At 67.0% G+C, this 14,096-nt stretch carries 14 protein-coding genes; 12 read left to right on the top strand and 2 right to left on the bottom strand.

Annotated elements, in window-relative coordinates:
• Nucleotides 1-897: 897 nt before the first annotated feature.
• The 4 genes from EV652_RS44350 (at nucleotide 898) to EV652_RS46295 (ending at nucleotide 3,196) form a co-directional block, all read left to right on the top strand.
• Nucleotides 898-1,071, top strand: a complete 174-nt coding sequence (locus EV652_RS44350) for a hypothetical protein (protein WP_158441506.1) — start codon at nucleotides 898-900, stop codon at nucleotides 1,069-1,071.
• 1,334 nt (nucleotides 1,072-2,405) lie between these two features.
• The gene (locus EV652_RS40340) at nucleotides 2,406-2,651 is read left to right on the top strand and encodes a hemerythrin domain-containing protein (protein WP_132215608.1); all 246 of its coding nucleotides are present in this window, start codon (nucleotides 2,406-2,408) and stop codon (nucleotides 2,649-2,651) included.
• The gene (locus tag EV652_RS40335; RefSeq protein ID WP_158441504.1) at nucleotides 2,651-2,854 is read left to right on the top strand and encodes a hypothetical protein; all 204 of its coding nucleotides are present in this window, start codon (nucleotides 2,651-2,653) and stop codon (nucleotides 2,852-2,854) included. Before EV652_RS40340 ends, EV652_RS40335 begins: the two co-directional genes overlap by 1 nt.
• A 60-nt stretch (nucleotides 2,855-2,914) precedes the next feature.
• Nucleotides 2,915-3,196: an SRPBCC family protein gene (locus tag EV652_RS46295; RefSeq protein ID WP_132215749.1), complete on the top strand. Its 282-nt coding sequence runs from the start codon at nucleotides 2,915-2,917 to the stop codon at nucleotides 3,194-3,196.
• Nucleotides 3,197-3,397: 201 nt separating this feature from the next.
• On the opposite strand, the gene EV652_RS40325 is transcribed toward EV652_RS46295, so the two are convergent.
• On the bottom strand, nucleotides 3,398-3,823 hold the full coding sequence (locus tag EV652_RS40325) for a hypothetical protein (protein WP_132215602.1): 426 nt from the start codon (nucleotides 3,821-3,823) through the stop codon (nucleotides 3,398-3,400).
• Between the two features lie 607 nt (nucleotides 3,824-4,430).
• On the opposite strand from EV652_RS40325, the gene EV652_RS40320 reads away from it, so the two are divergent.
• The 7 genes from EV652_RS40320 to EV652_RS40290 all read left to right on the top strand — a co-directional run bounded on the left by EV652_RS40320 (nucleotide 4,431) and on the right by EV652_RS40290 (nucleotide 11,704).
• Entirely contained in the window at nucleotides 4,431-6,800 is a 2,370-nt protein-coding gene (locus tag EV652_RS40320; protein WP_132215599.1) for an FAD-dependent oxidoreductase, read from the top strand.
• Complete coding sequence (locus EV652_RS40315; protein WP_132215596.1) at nucleotides 6,797-7,606, top strand: helix-turn-helix domain-containing protein; 810 nt, start codon at nucleotides 6,797-6,799, stop codon at nucleotides 7,604-7,606. The genes EV652_RS40320 and EV652_RS40315 overlap by 4 nt, the downstream gene beginning before the upstream one ends.
• Nucleotides 7,607-7,676: 70 nt before the next feature.
• Nucleotides 7,677-9,005 carry an ABC transporter substrate-binding protein gene (locus EV652_RS40310; RefSeq protein ID WP_132215593.1) on the top strand — a complete coding sequence of 443 codons (1,329 nt, stop codon included), beginning with the start codon at nucleotides 7,677-7,679 and terminating at the stop codon, nucleotides 9,003-9,005.
• Nucleotides 9,002-9,934, top strand: a complete 933-nt coding sequence (locus EV652_RS40305; RefSeq protein ID WP_132215590.1) for a carbohydrate ABC transporter permease — start codon at nucleotides 9,002-9,004, stop codon at nucleotides 9,932-9,934. The genes EV652_RS40310 and EV652_RS40305 overlap by 4 nt, the downstream gene beginning before the upstream one ends.
• Nucleotides 9,931-10,881 (top strand): carbohydrate ABC transporter permease, encoded by a 951-nt coding sequence (locus tag EV652_RS40300; protein ID WP_132215587.1) that lies wholly within the window; start codon nucleotides 9,931-9,933, stop codon nucleotides 10,879-10,881. The genes EV652_RS40305 and EV652_RS40300 overlap by 4 nt, the downstream gene beginning before the upstream one ends.
• 6 nt (nucleotides 10,882-10,887) lie before the next feature.
• Nucleotides 10,888-11,253: a hypothetical protein gene (locus tag EV652_RS40295; RefSeq protein WP_132215584.1), complete on the top strand. Its 366-nt coding sequence runs from the start codon at nucleotides 10,888-10,890 to the stop codon at nucleotides 11,251-11,253.
• A 25-nt stretch (nucleotides 11,254-11,278) separates the two neighbouring features.
• A complete protein-coding gene (locus tag EV652_RS40290; RefSeq protein ID WP_132215581.1) occupies nucleotides 11,279-11,704 on the top strand; it encodes an SGNH/GDSL hydrolase family protein in 426 nt (141 codons plus the stop codon).
• A gap of 12 nt (nucleotides 11,705-11,716) precedes the next feature.
• On the opposite strand, the gene EV652_RS40285 is transcribed toward EV652_RS40290, so the two are convergent.
• Nucleotides 11,717-13,315, bottom strand: a complete 1,599-nt coding sequence (locus EV652_RS40285) for an alkaline phosphatase D family protein (protein WP_132215578.1) — start codon at nucleotides 13,313-13,315, stop codon at nucleotides 11,717-11,719.
• A gap of 346 nt (nucleotides 13,316-13,661) precedes the next feature.
• Between EV652_RS40285 and EV652_RS40280 the strand changes: the two genes are divergently transcribed.
• Nucleotides 13,662-14,081, top strand: a complete 420-nt coding sequence (locus EV652_RS40280; protein WP_132215575.1) for a hypothetical protein — start codon at nucleotides 13,662-13,664, stop codon at nucleotides 14,079-14,081.
• Nucleotides 14,082-14,096: the final 15 nt, after the last annotated feature.

The raw sequence follows: 14,096 nt of genomic DNA, 5'->3' as shown, positions 1-14,096 counted from the left end.
GCTTGGTGAGTCGCCCGCGCTACAACGACGTGGTCAAGAATGGCACCGGTGCCTGCAACAGGCGCTGTCGATCACGAAAGATCGCCGAGGCGCGTCGCCTCGACGCGGCCGAGGCCGTCGCCACAATGGTGCACTGGGGCTGGGAGCCACTCGAAGACTACCGCGGCGCAGGGAAGCCTTGGACCTGCATGTGTGGCGAGTGCGGCGCGATCAAGAAGAAGAAGCTCGCACATCTCAAGCGGGGCTACGGCGGCTGCACCAGCTGCAGTGGGCGCGATATCACGCCGGACGCTGCGCGGAGCTTGATGATCGCTGAGGACTTCGTCCCGCAGGTTGCTTACCCAGGCTCTCTGCAGCCATGGCTCAGCCGCTGCAAACGATGCGACCACCTTGGAAGCCCGACGTACGCCAAGGTCCGCCGCCGGGGCCACCAGTGCTGGCTGTGCCGCTCCGACAAGATCTCGCAGGCTCTGCAACTCGATCCGATCGAGGCCGTGGCCCGCATGCGGGAGTGCTGTCTCATCCCGGTGGTTCCGTACCCGGGCAACATTGACTTCTCCCGGAAATCCCGCTGCGCCGCCTGCGAAACCGTCCTGGATCCGGGACTCAGACTGCACAACCTCAGGGGCGGACAGGGCGGATGCGCCGTATGCGCGAAGCGCGGCATCAATCCGACCTTGCCGGGATATCTGTACGTCGTCATCCACGAGCAGCACCAAGCGCTCAAGTGGGGCATCGCGAACCTCGAGTATCGAGTCGCACAGCACCGCTCTGAGGGTTGGCTCCTGCTCGCACGCTGGAACTTTCACCTCGCCGGTGACGCGTGGGAAGCCGAGCGGCAGATCAAGGCGTGGGTGCGCCGGAAAGGTATCCCCCAGAGCCCTCGACGCAGCCGACATGAAGGACGGCGGCCACACGGAGACCGCACGCACCACCGACATCAGCGAACTGAACCTACTCCGGTACGTCGAAGACCTGATCCGCCGCGCTCCGGACCAACTCACCAGCCTGGCGCCCGAACACGCTCCTCACCAGGCAGAGGTCCGGAGGTCGTCCGCCCAGCATGGGTGAAGCCTCGGGACGAGGCTCCCACGCGAGCATCCGCCGGTGCTCGACCTCGTCATGGCCGGCGCAACGGCGCTGGCCATGCGCGGCGATAGCTGACTCCCAGCGCAAAGGCACGCCGAGGGCTGCCGCGACTCCAAGGCGACCTTGACCAAATGACCAGACTCGCGACCGGTGCTACGTCCGCTGAGTAGCCGACAGCCATCCCGGCGAGTGCCCCGACGAAAAGCGCGGCTTCCTTAACGATCTCCACCGCGCTCATGGGCCAGGTGCCTGTACAGCGACGGTTGACCAGAGCACAAGTCGGACCGGGGCGGGAATAGGTCGAGATCAGCGCCACGGGCACAGCCGTAAAGGGCTGAGAGACAGTCCTGCCCAAGAACAAGCAGCACGACCTTCCCAAGCCCCATTGAATCGGCCGCGCTGATCGGGCCAGAAACGTCCCGAAATCCGATGGGTCCCGTCAAGATGCACGGTCACTCGGTCGTCGTACACAACAACAACCACGTACCACCATCGGTAGCGACGGCGCCGGGTCTCAGCCTGGCGTGCTCTCAGCCAGCGTGAGTTCTCAGCGCACCTCATTACGCACCTCAATCAGCGCGAGAGAATGGGCAGCGATGAGAACCAGCGAGCGCTCCGTCACTAGCAAACCCCTTATCAGTAAGAGTTTTCGCGCATCACCGAGAAACAACGATCAACCCCAGCTGGAAATCAGCGGGTTCGGGGTTCGAGTCCCTGGCGGCGCACAAAAGCCCAGGTCACAGCGGTGGCCTGGGTTTCTCCATGCTCACAGGACTCCTCTTATTCGACGCTTTCAGCCGCACGTCTCGCTCGCCGACCGGATGTGCTGACCTCATCTCGCCGTGACTGTGCGTCACATCACATGCGCGCGCAACATGTCCGGACTCGCCGATCCTCCGCACCGGCCACGCGTTGAACAGGCAACGCTCACATCGGTTGGAGGCAAGACACGCCGAGGACACCGCTGCCCATCGGAACCTGGGGCGAGATCTCCACCAGGCCCCTGAAGACCACCAAGAACGGCAAAGCATCTGGCCCACGCCAGGTTCCGCGACCACGACGGCAAGGTCCGCGCCGTCACCGCGACCGGCGCAACCAAGACCGCCGCCCGAACCGCGCTGCTCACCAAGTTCAGAACCGCGCCAAGACCAACCACTCCGGCGACCTCAGTACGAAGCACAAGGTCAACCACCTCCTCGACCTGTGGGAGCGAAGGTTCGAAGGCCTCGTGGCCGACGGCACGCGATCGCCCAGCTCTCTCGACACCTACCGGCGCGTCCTCACCAACCACGTCCGTCCCGCTATTGCTCGACCAGATGGACGCCGACCACCGCAGCATCGCCGAGCCGATGCAGGACATCGAGAACGTTGGCGGACCGTTCGGCGCGGGGACCGTGCCGGCCTCCGATCTGCTCGACCGCCTGGCCCGTTTGCATGCCGTGCTACTCCCCCACCTGGCGCGCGAGGAGCAGGAAATGATGCCGGTCGTCGCGCAACTGCTGTCGTACGACGAGTGGCGCGCGACCTCGGGCATCGCGCGTTCGTCCGAGGCAAACCCCTGATGCACCCGGCAATGGAGGGCCACTGGGTCCTCGACAACGCAACCGCCGACGACCGCACACGGGTCGTCACCGTGCTAGCCACCGCACCGCGATTCGTGCTGCTCCACCTGCTGGGCGGGCCGTACTCCAAGCGGCGCGAGGCCCTCTGGTCCGGCACACCGGCCGCCGCACTGCCACCCCGCGCACTCGAAAATTCCCGATGAAGCGGATCCGGCTCGAGGCAACGGTGGAGGAGTTGCTGCCGGCCACCCACCCCGGAGGCGATCTGGTCGGTCCTCACCGATCCCACCCGGATCGCCGAGTGGCGCAGCGAATGCCGATCCGGCAACTGGCTGAACGGTGTCACGGAGCCGGCCGTCGGCGCCCGATTCATCGGGCGCAGCCGCGTCCGCTGGGTCCGCTGGTCGCGGCCGTGCCGCGTGCTCGAGCTCGATGCACAGCATCGCTACCGGTACGAAACGATCAGCCCGACCGACTACACCCGCTGGGCCTTCAGCTCGAACCGGAAGGATCCGCGACCAGAGTCCGGCAATCCTTCGAGATGACCCGTATCTGGAAGATCCTCGAACTGATGATCACCGTCCTCCTCCCCCGAACAACCACGACCGCACCGAGTCTCTCCGCAGCGACCTCGTCCGCCTCGGCCAAGCCGCAGCGCGAACCAGCACTCCCAGCATCCCAGTCGATGACTGGGCTGAAAGCACGACGGCCGCTCGGCGCGTGGTGCGCCGAGAGGCCGTTTCCGGCTACTCGCCGTTGAGTGGCGGGGTCAGGTCCGGGCGGCCGGTCATCCGGAAGTAGGCCGGGTCAGCGAACTCGGCGTCGACCCAGTGGAGTTCGTTGATGACGGTCGCCGTGCCGTTCACATGGCCGATCGCGAACATCTCGGCGTTCTGGCCGTTGCGGTCGATGCCGACCAGCAAGGTGCCGTACTGGCCGCAGCGCTCCGCGACCAGGTTGATGGGCTTCTCCCACCGGCTCCCCGCCGCCCGCACCAGCTTCACCCCCGGCTTGAACCCACCGGCCGTCGGCACATGAACGGAATACAGAGCGCCACCGCGAGTCGTGGCCAGGACCGTGTCGTACGTCGAGGTCTGACTGATCAGGGCCATCGCCCGGACCGACGAGAAGCCAGCGGCGCTGACCTTCGCGGCCCACGTGCTGCCACTCATCGTCCACCGGGCAACCCGCTACGCGTCGAAGTGGAACGGGTACGTCTCATACGCCGGAGCCACAGGCAGCCTTGAATTCCGACCACTCGATCACAGCTCAATCACAAGGCTGGAATCCTTCACCTTCGACTCCGCGGGTCGGGCCGGCGCGACCGTCAACACAAACGGAGTCACCGGCGAGTATCGGGTCTGGGTGAACAATGTCTACGCACTCACCTGCGATGCGAGCAGCTCATGGAAAGCCATCGCCGACCCCAGCTGCTAGGACCGTCCCTACCATCAACGCGGGCCTGAGCTAGCGCGGCACGACCACGGCCAGGCTCGGACGTCAAGGGGCACCTTCAGCATGCCGAGTCTGATCTGGATCCGTCGCGCTACTTACTCAGAGGCAGGACAAGCGTTCCGACGAACGATTCGACCCCAGCCCTGCCGAGGGTCACGGCGAGGCTTTCCTGATCGGGGCCACGCCGACAACAGATCTTATGTCAGCTGCAAATAATGATTACACTAATTACACCGCCGGTCGGTGAGGAGGTTCAACCAACTCGCCGTACAAAGTGCAAGCTGACGTCTTGTCATGCGTCAGGCGCATGGTTATGGTCCTGCAATGCGTGACACGAGTGGTCGACAGCTTTCTGGCCCTGAGGCGTCAACGGTCACCTCGAACCGACGGAGACTGCTCGTCGCCCCGGCCGAGGATCGGCGTTCTTTCCGGAGCGAACGCCGCGACGCCGACCTGGTGATCGTCGGCGGCGGCCTGGCGGGCACCTGCGCCGCGATCACCGCGGCTCGTGCGGGTGTCCGAGTGGTTCTTGTCCACGATCGGCCGGTGCTCGGCGGCAACTCGTCGTCCGAGGTGCGGCTGTGGGTCCTCGGAGCCACGGCGCACATGAGCAACAACAACCGCTGGGCCCGCGAGGGCGGTGTCGTGGACGAGATCCTGGTCGAGAACACCTACCGCAACCCGGACGGCAACCCGCTCATCTTCGACACCGTCCTGCTGGAGAAGTCGGTCGCCGAGCCGAACCTCACGCTGCTGCTGAACACGGCTCTGACCGATGTGGAGATGGCCGACGGCCGCCGGATCCATCGTGTCTCGGCGTTCTGCAGCCAGAACTCGACCACGTACGACATCGGCGGAAGCCTGTTCCTGGACTCCAGTGGTGACGGCGCGCTGGCCTTCCTGGCCGGTGCGGCGTTCCGGATGGGCGCCGAGTCGAGCTCGGAGTTCGGCGAGAAATTCGCGCCGTCCGACGACTACGGCCATCTCCTCGGCCACTCGATCTACTTCTACAGCAAGGATGTCGGTCACCCGGTGCGGTTCACCCCGCCGGCGTTCGCGCTGTCCGACCTCACATCGATCCCGCGGGCGCGCAACTTCAACACCAGTGAGGACGGCTGCCGGCTCTGGTGGATCGAGTGGGGCGGACGCCTCGATACCGTCCACGAGACCGAGACGATCAAGTGGCGTCTGTGGCAGGTGGTGTACGGCGTCTGGAACCACCTGAAGAACTCCGGAGAGTTCCCCGAGGCCGAGAACCTGACGCTGGAGTGGGTCGGGACCATCCCCGGCAAGCGGGAGAGCCGACGGTTCGAGGGCCTCTACATGCTCCGTCAGGACGACGTGTTCGACCAGACCCAGCATCCCGACGCCGTTGCCTACGGCGGCTGGTCGATCGACCTGCATCCAGCCGACGGGGTCTTCAGCGAGAAGCCCGGCTGCAACCAGCTGCACAGCCGCGGGACCTACCAGATCCCGTATCGCTGCCTGGCCAGCCGGGACGTGGACAACTTGTTCCTGGCCGGCAGGGTAATGAGCGCCAGCCACGTCGCCTTCGGATCCACCCGCGTGATGGGCACCTCGGCGTACTGCGCACAAGCTGTTGCCGTCGCCGCCGCCCTGTGCGTGCGTGACAGCCGCCGACCGGCCGACCTCCTCGAACCGGCAGCGATGGCCGAGCTGCAGCGTGAGCTCCTGCGCCTGGGGCAACACATCCCCCAGCACGCGCTCAGCGACAGCGACGACTTGGTACGGCGTGGGCACGTGTCGGCGAGTTCGGCACTCGCACTCGGATCGTTGCCGGTCGACGGATCCGCCGTACCGCTGGCAGAGGACCGCGGTCAGCTGCTCCCACTGCCCGCCGGCCCGGTGCCCCAGTTCGGCCTGCGCCTCGACGTGTCCGAGCCGACCACCTTGCAGGTGGAGCTCCGCCAGGGCAGGCGCCCAGACGACTTCACGCCGGATCGCGTGCTCTCCCGGAGGAAGATCAGCCTGAACCAGGGAGACGACCAGCTGATCAAGGTCGACTTCGACGCCCACCAGGCAGAGGCGGGATACGTCATCCTCTGCCTGCTCGCCAACGATCAGGTGCGGGTACGCGTCTCCGACCAGGTTGTCACCGGCCTCGTACCGCTGCGCCACCGCGGCGACCAGCCCGAGAACCCCGACACCGGATGCCCCGGTTTCGAGTTCTGGGCCCCGGTCCGGCGCCCCGAGGGGCGAAACCTCGCGCTGACTCTCGATCCACCGGTCCTGCTCGGCGACCCGGCGGCCGTCTCGAACGGCGTCGACCGCCCGACGTCCGCGACCAACGCCTGGATCGCCGAGTTCGACGACCGACGCCCGAGCCTGTCCGTGCGCTGGGACGAGGCAGTCCGCATCGGCCGGATCGAGCTCGCGTTCGACACCGACTTCGACCACGCGATGGAATCGGTCCTCTACGGCCAGCCGGAGGACGCGATGCCGCACTGCGTCCGGGACTTCCGGGTCCGGTGGGGTGAACAGGTCCTGGCCGAGGTACGCGACCATCACCAGAGCCGCTGGACCCTGGTGCTCGACGACGTGGTCAGCACCGATGAGCTCACCGTCGAGGTGGATGCGATGAACGGCGCCGCGCCGGCCGCGATCTTCTCCGTCCGCTGCTATTCGGACCCGGACACCCGGATTCTTCGTCACGAAGGGGGTGCTCGGCCGTGACCGATTTCAGGAGCGACGCGGCAGCGGTGCCGATCGAAGCGGGTTCTGAGCGCAATCCTCCGGGGAGCGCCAGCAATCAGGCTCTGGCCCGGGGTCTGCACATCCTGCGGATGCTCGTCGACGAGGGCGAGCCGATGACGGCCACGGAGATCGCCCGCCGGATCGGGATCCATCAGAGCTCGGCCTCCCGGATCCTCGCGACCCTCGGCGAGGTGGGCTACGTCCGCAAGCATCAGGGCCGGTTCGCGCCGGACTACGGTGTGCTCGCACTGGGGTCGGCGACCACGCGTCTGCCGTTGATCAAGCGGCCTCGTGCCGCGTTCGAGCAGCTCACCGCCGAGCACGGCAACATCACCATGACGATGTGCATGTTGTGGCGGGACGAGTTGCTCTATCTGCTGCGACAGACCAGCGGGTCGGAGCCGCTCGCTTTCTGGAGCGGTGCCTTCCCGATCAACGTTTCCGCGCCCGGTCTTCGGCTTCTGGTCGACCTGCCCGACGAGGAGGCGCTGCACATTCTGCGGGTGGCGCGGCAACGGAACGGCTGGGGCGGTCGTCCCGAGATCGTTCCGCCGACCGAGGAAGGCCTGCTCGCGAAGGCGCGCGCCACGGTCGCCGACGACGTACTCATCATGGCGGACTGGGTCGTGGAGGGGCGCACGAGTGGGGCGATTCCGCTGATCACTCCCGAGCCGCATCCGGTGGCGCTGGCGATCGTGGACGACGTGGGTGCCCTCGGACCTGACCGGCTGGCGCTGCTGCTGCACAAGGCGCGGCGGCTGGTCGAGCAATCCTTTCTGACCTGACCGCCCGGGGCGGACGCCTCGCTCGGCAAGATCCACCTCCCCCTGTAACTCTCACCGAGAGGACGCGAGCATGACCGGATCGCGCACCATCACCCGACGTTCCCTGTTAGGCATCGCGGCCTCCGCGGGCGCCGCCTCGCTGGCCGGATGCAATCTCGGCGCCGGCGGCGGTCAGTCCGGCGGAAAGGCGAGTGCCACCCTGAACGTGTGGGGCGGCGTCCCGAACGAGTCCGGGCCGGACGACATGTGCAAGGCCTTCATGGACGAGCATCCCGGTGTCACCGTCACCTACACCCGCTACGTCAACGACGACCAGGGCAACCTCAAGCTGGACACGTCGCTCAGCGGCGGCGTACCGATCGACCTGTACTTCTCGTACGGCCCGGTTCCGATGTTCAAGCGCAGTGCGGCGGGCCTCGCGCTGGACCTGACCGACAAGATCAAGGCCGAGAGCGACTTCGCCGCGCTGACCCCCGATGCCGACCCGCTGTCCAACTACGTCCTCGACGGCAAGCTGTACGGGCTGCCGGCCGCGCGGGCGCCGCAACAGGTCTACATCAACAAGTCGATGCTGGACGCTGCCGGGATCACCCTGGGCAAGACCTGGACCGTCGACGAGTTCAACGAGGTGGCGCGCAAGCTGACCAAGCCGGGAGTCTTCGGCACCTTGACCGCACCGCCGCTGGCCCGGCCGACCCTCGGCCCGAACTACCTGTACGCCGGCGGCGGCAAGCGGTCGAACTTCGGGAACAAGGTGTTCGCCGAGGAGCTCGAGCTCGCGCTCCGGCTGCAGAAGGCCAAGATCGCGATGGACCGCCAGACGATCATCGCCGAGAAGCTGCAGACGTTCAGCCAGAACCCGTTCATCGCCGGGCGGGTCGCGATGCTGATCCAGTCCGGGCAGATCATCAGGTCGATCAACGACACCAAGGGGTACCCGCACAAGTTCGCCACCTACTGCATGCCGGTCCCGGTTCCGGCCGGGTCGAAGGGCTGGAACACCGGGCAGATCGGTGACCAGATCTCGATCAGCCCGAAGTCGACGTTCCAAGACCAGGCCTGGGAGCTGGCCAAGTTCTGGGCCCGCAACGCGGGCAAGTACATGACCCGGGGCGGCCGGCTGCCGTTGCTCGCCGGCGATTCGACGCCCGACCAGATTCTCGAGCGGCTGCTCGGACCGCAGCGCGAGACGCTCTACGACGTGGCGTCCTGGAAGTCCACGCTGTTCGAGACCGATCTCAAGCTGCCGGTCGACACGATCTTCACCGCCGGCACCGAGATCTCGACGATCACCGGCAAGCTGACCGACGAGACCCTGCTCGGCGATCGCACCGTCTCGTCGTGGGTCACCGAGGCGACCCGGCAGAGCGACGCCGCGATCGCGAAGGCAGGAAAGTGAGCGCCGCGGTCCTCCCCGCACCCACCGGCCGCCGCCGACGGCGTGGTCCTGGTGGCGCCTCCGTCACGGCGGGCTGGTTGTTCATCCTTCCCAATCTGCTCGGCTTCCTGGCCTTCACCCTGGTACCGCTGGTGTCCGGGATCGGCATCTCGTTCACCGACTGGAACGTGGTCTCGGGGCTGAGCGGGATCCGGTTCGTCGGACTGGACAACTTCGCCGGGCTCGTCAAGGACGCGGAGTTCTGGCAGGCGGTCGGTCGCACCGCGCTGTACGCCGGCGTCGGCGTACCGCTGACGATGCTCGGCGGGTTGATCATCGCGCTGTGCTTGAACGGCCCGGTCTTCGGACGCTCGGCGCTGCGGGTGATCTTCTTCATCCCGCACATCGTGAGCTCGATCGCGATCGGGTTCGTGTGGTTGCTGCTGCTCCACCCCAGCAGCGGACTGGTCAATCTGGCCCTGAAGGAGATCGGTGCCGCCCAGCCGCCGACGTGGCTGGTCTCCCAGGACTGGAGTCTCGCCTCGTTGATCCTGATCACGTCGTGGGCCGGGATGGGCTTCCACGCCGTGATCTACCTGTCCGCGCTCCAAGCGCTGCCGACCGACCTCTACGAGGCGGCCGAACTGGACGGCGCCGGACCCTGGCACCGCTTCACCACCATCACGTGGCCGTCGTTGATGCCGACCACGACCTTTCTGGCCATCATGTCGATGATCGGGCACTCGCAGGGCTTCGGCCTGATCGCCTTCCTCACCCAAGGCGGTCCGGGTGACTCCTCCACCACGTTGTCGTACCTGATGTACCAGAACGGCTTCCAGTACTACCGATTCGGCTACGCGGCGGCGATGGGCATCATGAGCTTCCTCGGCGTGCTCCTGCTGAGTGCGTTCTTCTGGCGCTTCCAGCGCGGACGAGGGCTGTACTCATGAGCGGGGCTTCGATGGACTCCGGCCCGGTGACCGTCACCGCACCGCGGGACGTTGCGTCACCAGTGCCCGCGAGACCGGTGCCGGTCAACCGGTCGCGACGGGCGCCGCATACCCGGCGCCCTGGGTCCCGCGTCGGCTATGTGGTCAAGTCCGTTCTGTTGTGGGCCTTCGCGATGTTGTTCCTGCTGCCGTTCGTCTGGATGCTCTCGTCGTCGCTGAAGCGCAACCTCGACGTGTTCGCGATCCCGGTGCGTTGGATCCCCAGTCCGGTGGAGTGGAAGAACTACGTCGAGGTGTGGACGGGCGGCGCCGTGACGATGGCGGTGTTCTTCGCCAACTCACTGACCGTCTCGCTGATCGGTGTGGTCGGTGACCTCACCACGTCGGCGATGGCCGGCTACGCCTTCGCCCGGCTGACCTTCCGGGGTCGCGACAAGGTCTTCCTGTTGTACGTGGCGACGGCCATCGTGCCGATGCAACTGCTGCTCATTCCCCGGTTCATGTTCTTCCAGCAACTCGGGCTCTACAACACGCTGTGGGCGTTGATCCTGCCGGGCATCTTCACGGTCTTCGGCACGTTTCTGGTCCGGCAGGCGTTCCTGGCGGTGCCGGCCGAGCTCGGAGAGGCGGCACGGATCGACGGAGCAGGGGAGTGGCGGGTCTTCTCCCGGGTGTACCTGCCGCAGATCCGCTCGACCCTGGCCGCGCTCGCGATCATCAGCTTCGTCGGTTCCTGGAACGACTACGAGGGTCCGCTGATCATGCTCTCCAACCAGAATCTCTACACCGTCCCACTCGGACTGACGAGGTTCGTCGATGCGGACGGAGGTCTGTCGGCCGGATTGGCGATGGCCGGCTCGGTCTCCTCGGTCATCCCGATCCTGATCATCTTCCTGGTGTTCCAGCGCCAGTTCGTTGCCGCGCTGGCCAGCAGCGGCTTGAAATGAGGTGCTGTGGCAAGTTCTGTCCGCCCCGATCACGAAGCTCTGGTCTGGGAGGGAGCCGTGGAGGTGGTCCATGGGCCCGACGGCTCCCGCCCGTGGCGGCTGCCGTACTCCCGGATCGGACTGTTCCCCACCGAGGCGCTGCGCGGGCCTGCGGCGATGTGCGCCGGGGTGCGGATCGTGTTCGGCACCGACAGTACGACGGTCGCCGGCCAGGTGCCGACGCCTGTCGACGTGGCCCTGAGTCCTGTCGACCTGGTGGTTGATGGTGAGCCCATCATGTCGACACCCGTCGGGAGCGATGGGTGGTTCCGGTTCTCAGGGCTGCCGGCAGGACGGAAGACGGTCGAGGTCTGGCTGCCGCAGTACGGCTAGGGTCATCCGCGACCGGCCCGCTGACGTGATCGTCACCTGCCTGGGAATCAATGTCCACGGCAACGGTTCGTACAACAGCAGGTCCTTCCTGCCGACCGTGCTGGGCTTCCTCAGCACGCTGCGCGACGGACACGCCGGCGTACCGATCGTCGTGCTGTCGCCGATCGTGTCGCCGCCCCGCGAGAGCGTGATCGGTGGCGCCGACCTCGCCCTCGCGGACATTCGGACCGACGTGCACCGGGCAGTACGCATCCTTCAAGACCATGGCGACGCCGCTCTGCAGGTGATCGACGGACGCGATATTCTCGGCCCCCAGCACGTGCACTTCCTCTACGACAGCATTCATCCCGACGCCGAGGGCTACCAGCACATGGCTCGCAGGCTGGTTACGACCCTCCGCGAACTCGAGGTCTTCAACGGTCCGGCCGCTCTGCGGACCGCTGAAGACTGAAGCGGCCGGCCGTCAGGTGGTGCGGTGGATGCCGGGGACGGCGTTGTAGACCTCGAAGGAGGCCGCGGTGAAGACCGGGTCTTCGTGGCGGGAGACCTTGTCGACGGCGCGGATGTCGGCGTGCAGGCGGTGCGCGTCGAGGTCGCAGAGCACGTAGCCGCAGTGCAGGTCGGCCCACTTCAGCGACGGGTTCACGCGGCGCCGGACCTGGCGGGCCTCGTTCGCCACCGGGTTGAAGTCCTGCGCGCTGGTGATCGACGTGCTGGTGATCTCGGCGCCGATGACGCGTGACGTCGGGTCGGTCGTGTCGGCCGCGATGTCCGAGACGTAGCTGCAGTGCACGTCGCCGGAGAGTACGACGAAGTTCGACGACGTACCGCTGGCCTGCGACCTTGCGACGGTGTCGAACAGCCGCTGCTGGCCGGCCTGGTAGCCGTCCCACGTGCCGGGGGAGAAGGTGGCAGGTGTTTCCGGGTCGGCGGCGGTGTTCAGCCGTGCCATCAGGATCTGCTGCGCTACCAGGTTCCAGCGGACCGGCTCGGCGCCGAAGCCGGCCGTGAACCAGCGCTCCTGCTCAGCCCCGAGGATCTCCCGGGCCGGGTCGCGGCGTGGTCCGTTGTCAGCGGCGGCTCCTCCGGCGAGCTGGGGATCGCGGTACTGCCGTGTGTCGAGGACGTCGATCTGGGCCAGGCTGCCGTGCCGGAACCGCCGGTACAGGCGGGCGTCGGCGCCGCGCGGCGGCTGGGGCCAGCGGAGCGGGAGGAACTCCCAGTAGGCCCGGTAGGCCGCGGCCCGGCGGTCGAGGTCGGGCGTACTCCACGACTCGTAGTCGTTGGCGACCTCGTGGTCGTCCCAGGACACGATCCAGGGCATGCTGCTGTGGGCGGCGAGGAGGTCGGGATCCGTGCGGTACAAGGCGTAGCGCAGCCGGTACTGGTCGAGGGACATCGTGGTGGGGACGACCTCGGAGGGCAGGTTCGGATCGATGTGGCGCCCGACGGCGAGCTGCTGGACCGGGTACTCGTACAGGTAGTCGCCGACGAACAGCATCAGCTCGGCGTCCCGAGCGACGACATCGGCCATCGTCTGGAAATATCCTGCCCGCCAGTTCTGGCAGGAGGCGACGGCGAAGCGCAGTGGACGCATCGACTGTCGCGGCGGCATCGTTCGCGTCCGGCCGACCTCGCTGAGGTGACCGCCGGCGCGGAAGCGGTACCAGTACTCCCGTCCCGGGAGCAGACCGCGGACGTCGACGTGCACCGTGTGGGAGGTGTCCGGGCTGGTCGTCGTCGTACCGGACCGGACGACGCGGTGGAAGCGTTCGTCCTCGGCGACCTGCCAGTCGACGCCGACCCGGGCGCCCACGTCCAGCCCGCCGTTCGGCAGCAGCGGCGCCGGCGCGATCCGCGTCCAGATCACCACCGCGTCCTCCACCGGATCGCCGGAGGCGACGCCCTGGGTGAACGGGTACGGCACGCCGTCACTGCTCGCGGCGGCAGGCCGTGGCATCGCGAGAGTGAACGCGAGCCCGATGGCGCTGCCACCGGCGAGGCTGAGGAACCGACGGCGATCCGTCGCGGGCAACGTCCGGAACGAAGTCCTGGCAGTCATGACGCAGGACGCTAACAGCCCAACGACCACAGGAGAATGGCTCGTACCGCAAGACGACGTTAAAATCTCAAGATCTGGTGGTTAATATGGGACTATCTATCGCCCGGCAGCCGCACGCGATCGGCATCTTCGAAGGCAGTGCCGGGCCGGCGTCGCGATCCGGGACCGATCGGTGTCGGCGCGGATGACCTAGGTCGAGCGCGATCAAGGCGGCGAACGATTCCACCGGGAACGGCCGGCGCGGCGGCGCCGTGTGCTGGGACGGGCACCACGCCACCTCGATCTATACGCCCCGTACAGGCATGTTCCGTCTCCCGCGCTGACGCCACGGAACTCATCCAGGAACGTGTGCAGTGGTGTCCTCCGAAATGGGTATCTCCCCACCGCCGCACGGCGCTACCTCACCGACGACGCGCTGGCCGACCTCGCCCGCACCATGGTGGTCGGGTTCGCGGACGAGACGCCGGGCGCCGACGTCATCGAGCACGTTCGCACCATCGTTGCCCACCTGCCCCAGACCCTGTCCGCCGTCGGCCAGGTCATCGCCGACCGCACACCCGCCCCGCCTGTCGGTGCCTCGGTGGTCATGATGCCGCCGGGACTGGTCAACCGCGCCGGCCGCTACCTCGAGGCCGCCGCCAGTCTCGTCAGCCACGGCGTGCTCCCGGAGGGCTTCAACGGCGCTCACGCAGACCAACTCGCAGCGACGTTCGTGCAGGATGCCGTGTCCCTGCGCTACTGCACCGGCGAGCTACCCGACGTGTGACGTCACGACGCCAGC

The organism is Kribbella steppae (assembly GCF_004342025.1).
GTDB classification, from domain to species: domain Bacteria; phylum Actinomycetota; class Actinomycetes; order Propionibacteriales; family Kribbellaceae; genus Kribbella; species Kribbella steppae.
The sequence above is the reverse complement of the archived record's forward strand: the minus strand, read 5'-3'. Positions and strand labels throughout refer to the sequence as shown.

Bases quoted from the DNA above. Each gene is read 5' to 3' on its own strand.
- EV652_RS44350 (WP_158441506.1), top strand. From the start codon at position 898: ATGAAGGACGGCGGCCACACGGAGACCGCACGCACCACCGACATCAGC.
- EV652_RS40340 (WP_132215608.1), top strand. From the start codon at position 2,406: ATGGACGCCGACCACCGCAGCATCGCCGAGCCGATGCAGGACATCGAG.
- EV652_RS40335 (WP_158441504.1), top strand. From the start codon at position 2,651: ATGCACCCGGCAATGGAGGGCCACTGGGTCCTCGACAACGCAACCGCC.
- EV652_RS40325 (WP_132215602.1), bottom strand. From the start codon at position 3,823: ATGAGTGGCAGCACGTGGGCCGCGAAGGTCAGCGCCGCTGGCTTCTCG.
- EV652_RS40320 (WP_132215599.1), top strand. From the start codon at position 4,431: ATGCGTGACACGAGTGGTCGACAGCTTTCTGGCCCTGAGGCGTCAACG.
- EV652_RS40310 (WP_132215593.1), top strand. From the start codon at position 7,677: ATGACCGGATCGCGCACCATCACCCGACGTTCCCTGTTAGGCATCGCG.
- EV652_RS40300 (WP_132215587.1), top strand. From the start codon at position 9,931: ATGAGCGGGGCTTCGATGGACTCCGGCCCGGTGACCGTCACCGCACCG.
- EV652_RS40285 (WP_132215578.1), bottom strand. From the start codon at position 13,315: ATGACTGCCAGGACTTCGTTCCGGACGTTGCCCGCGACGGATCGCCGT.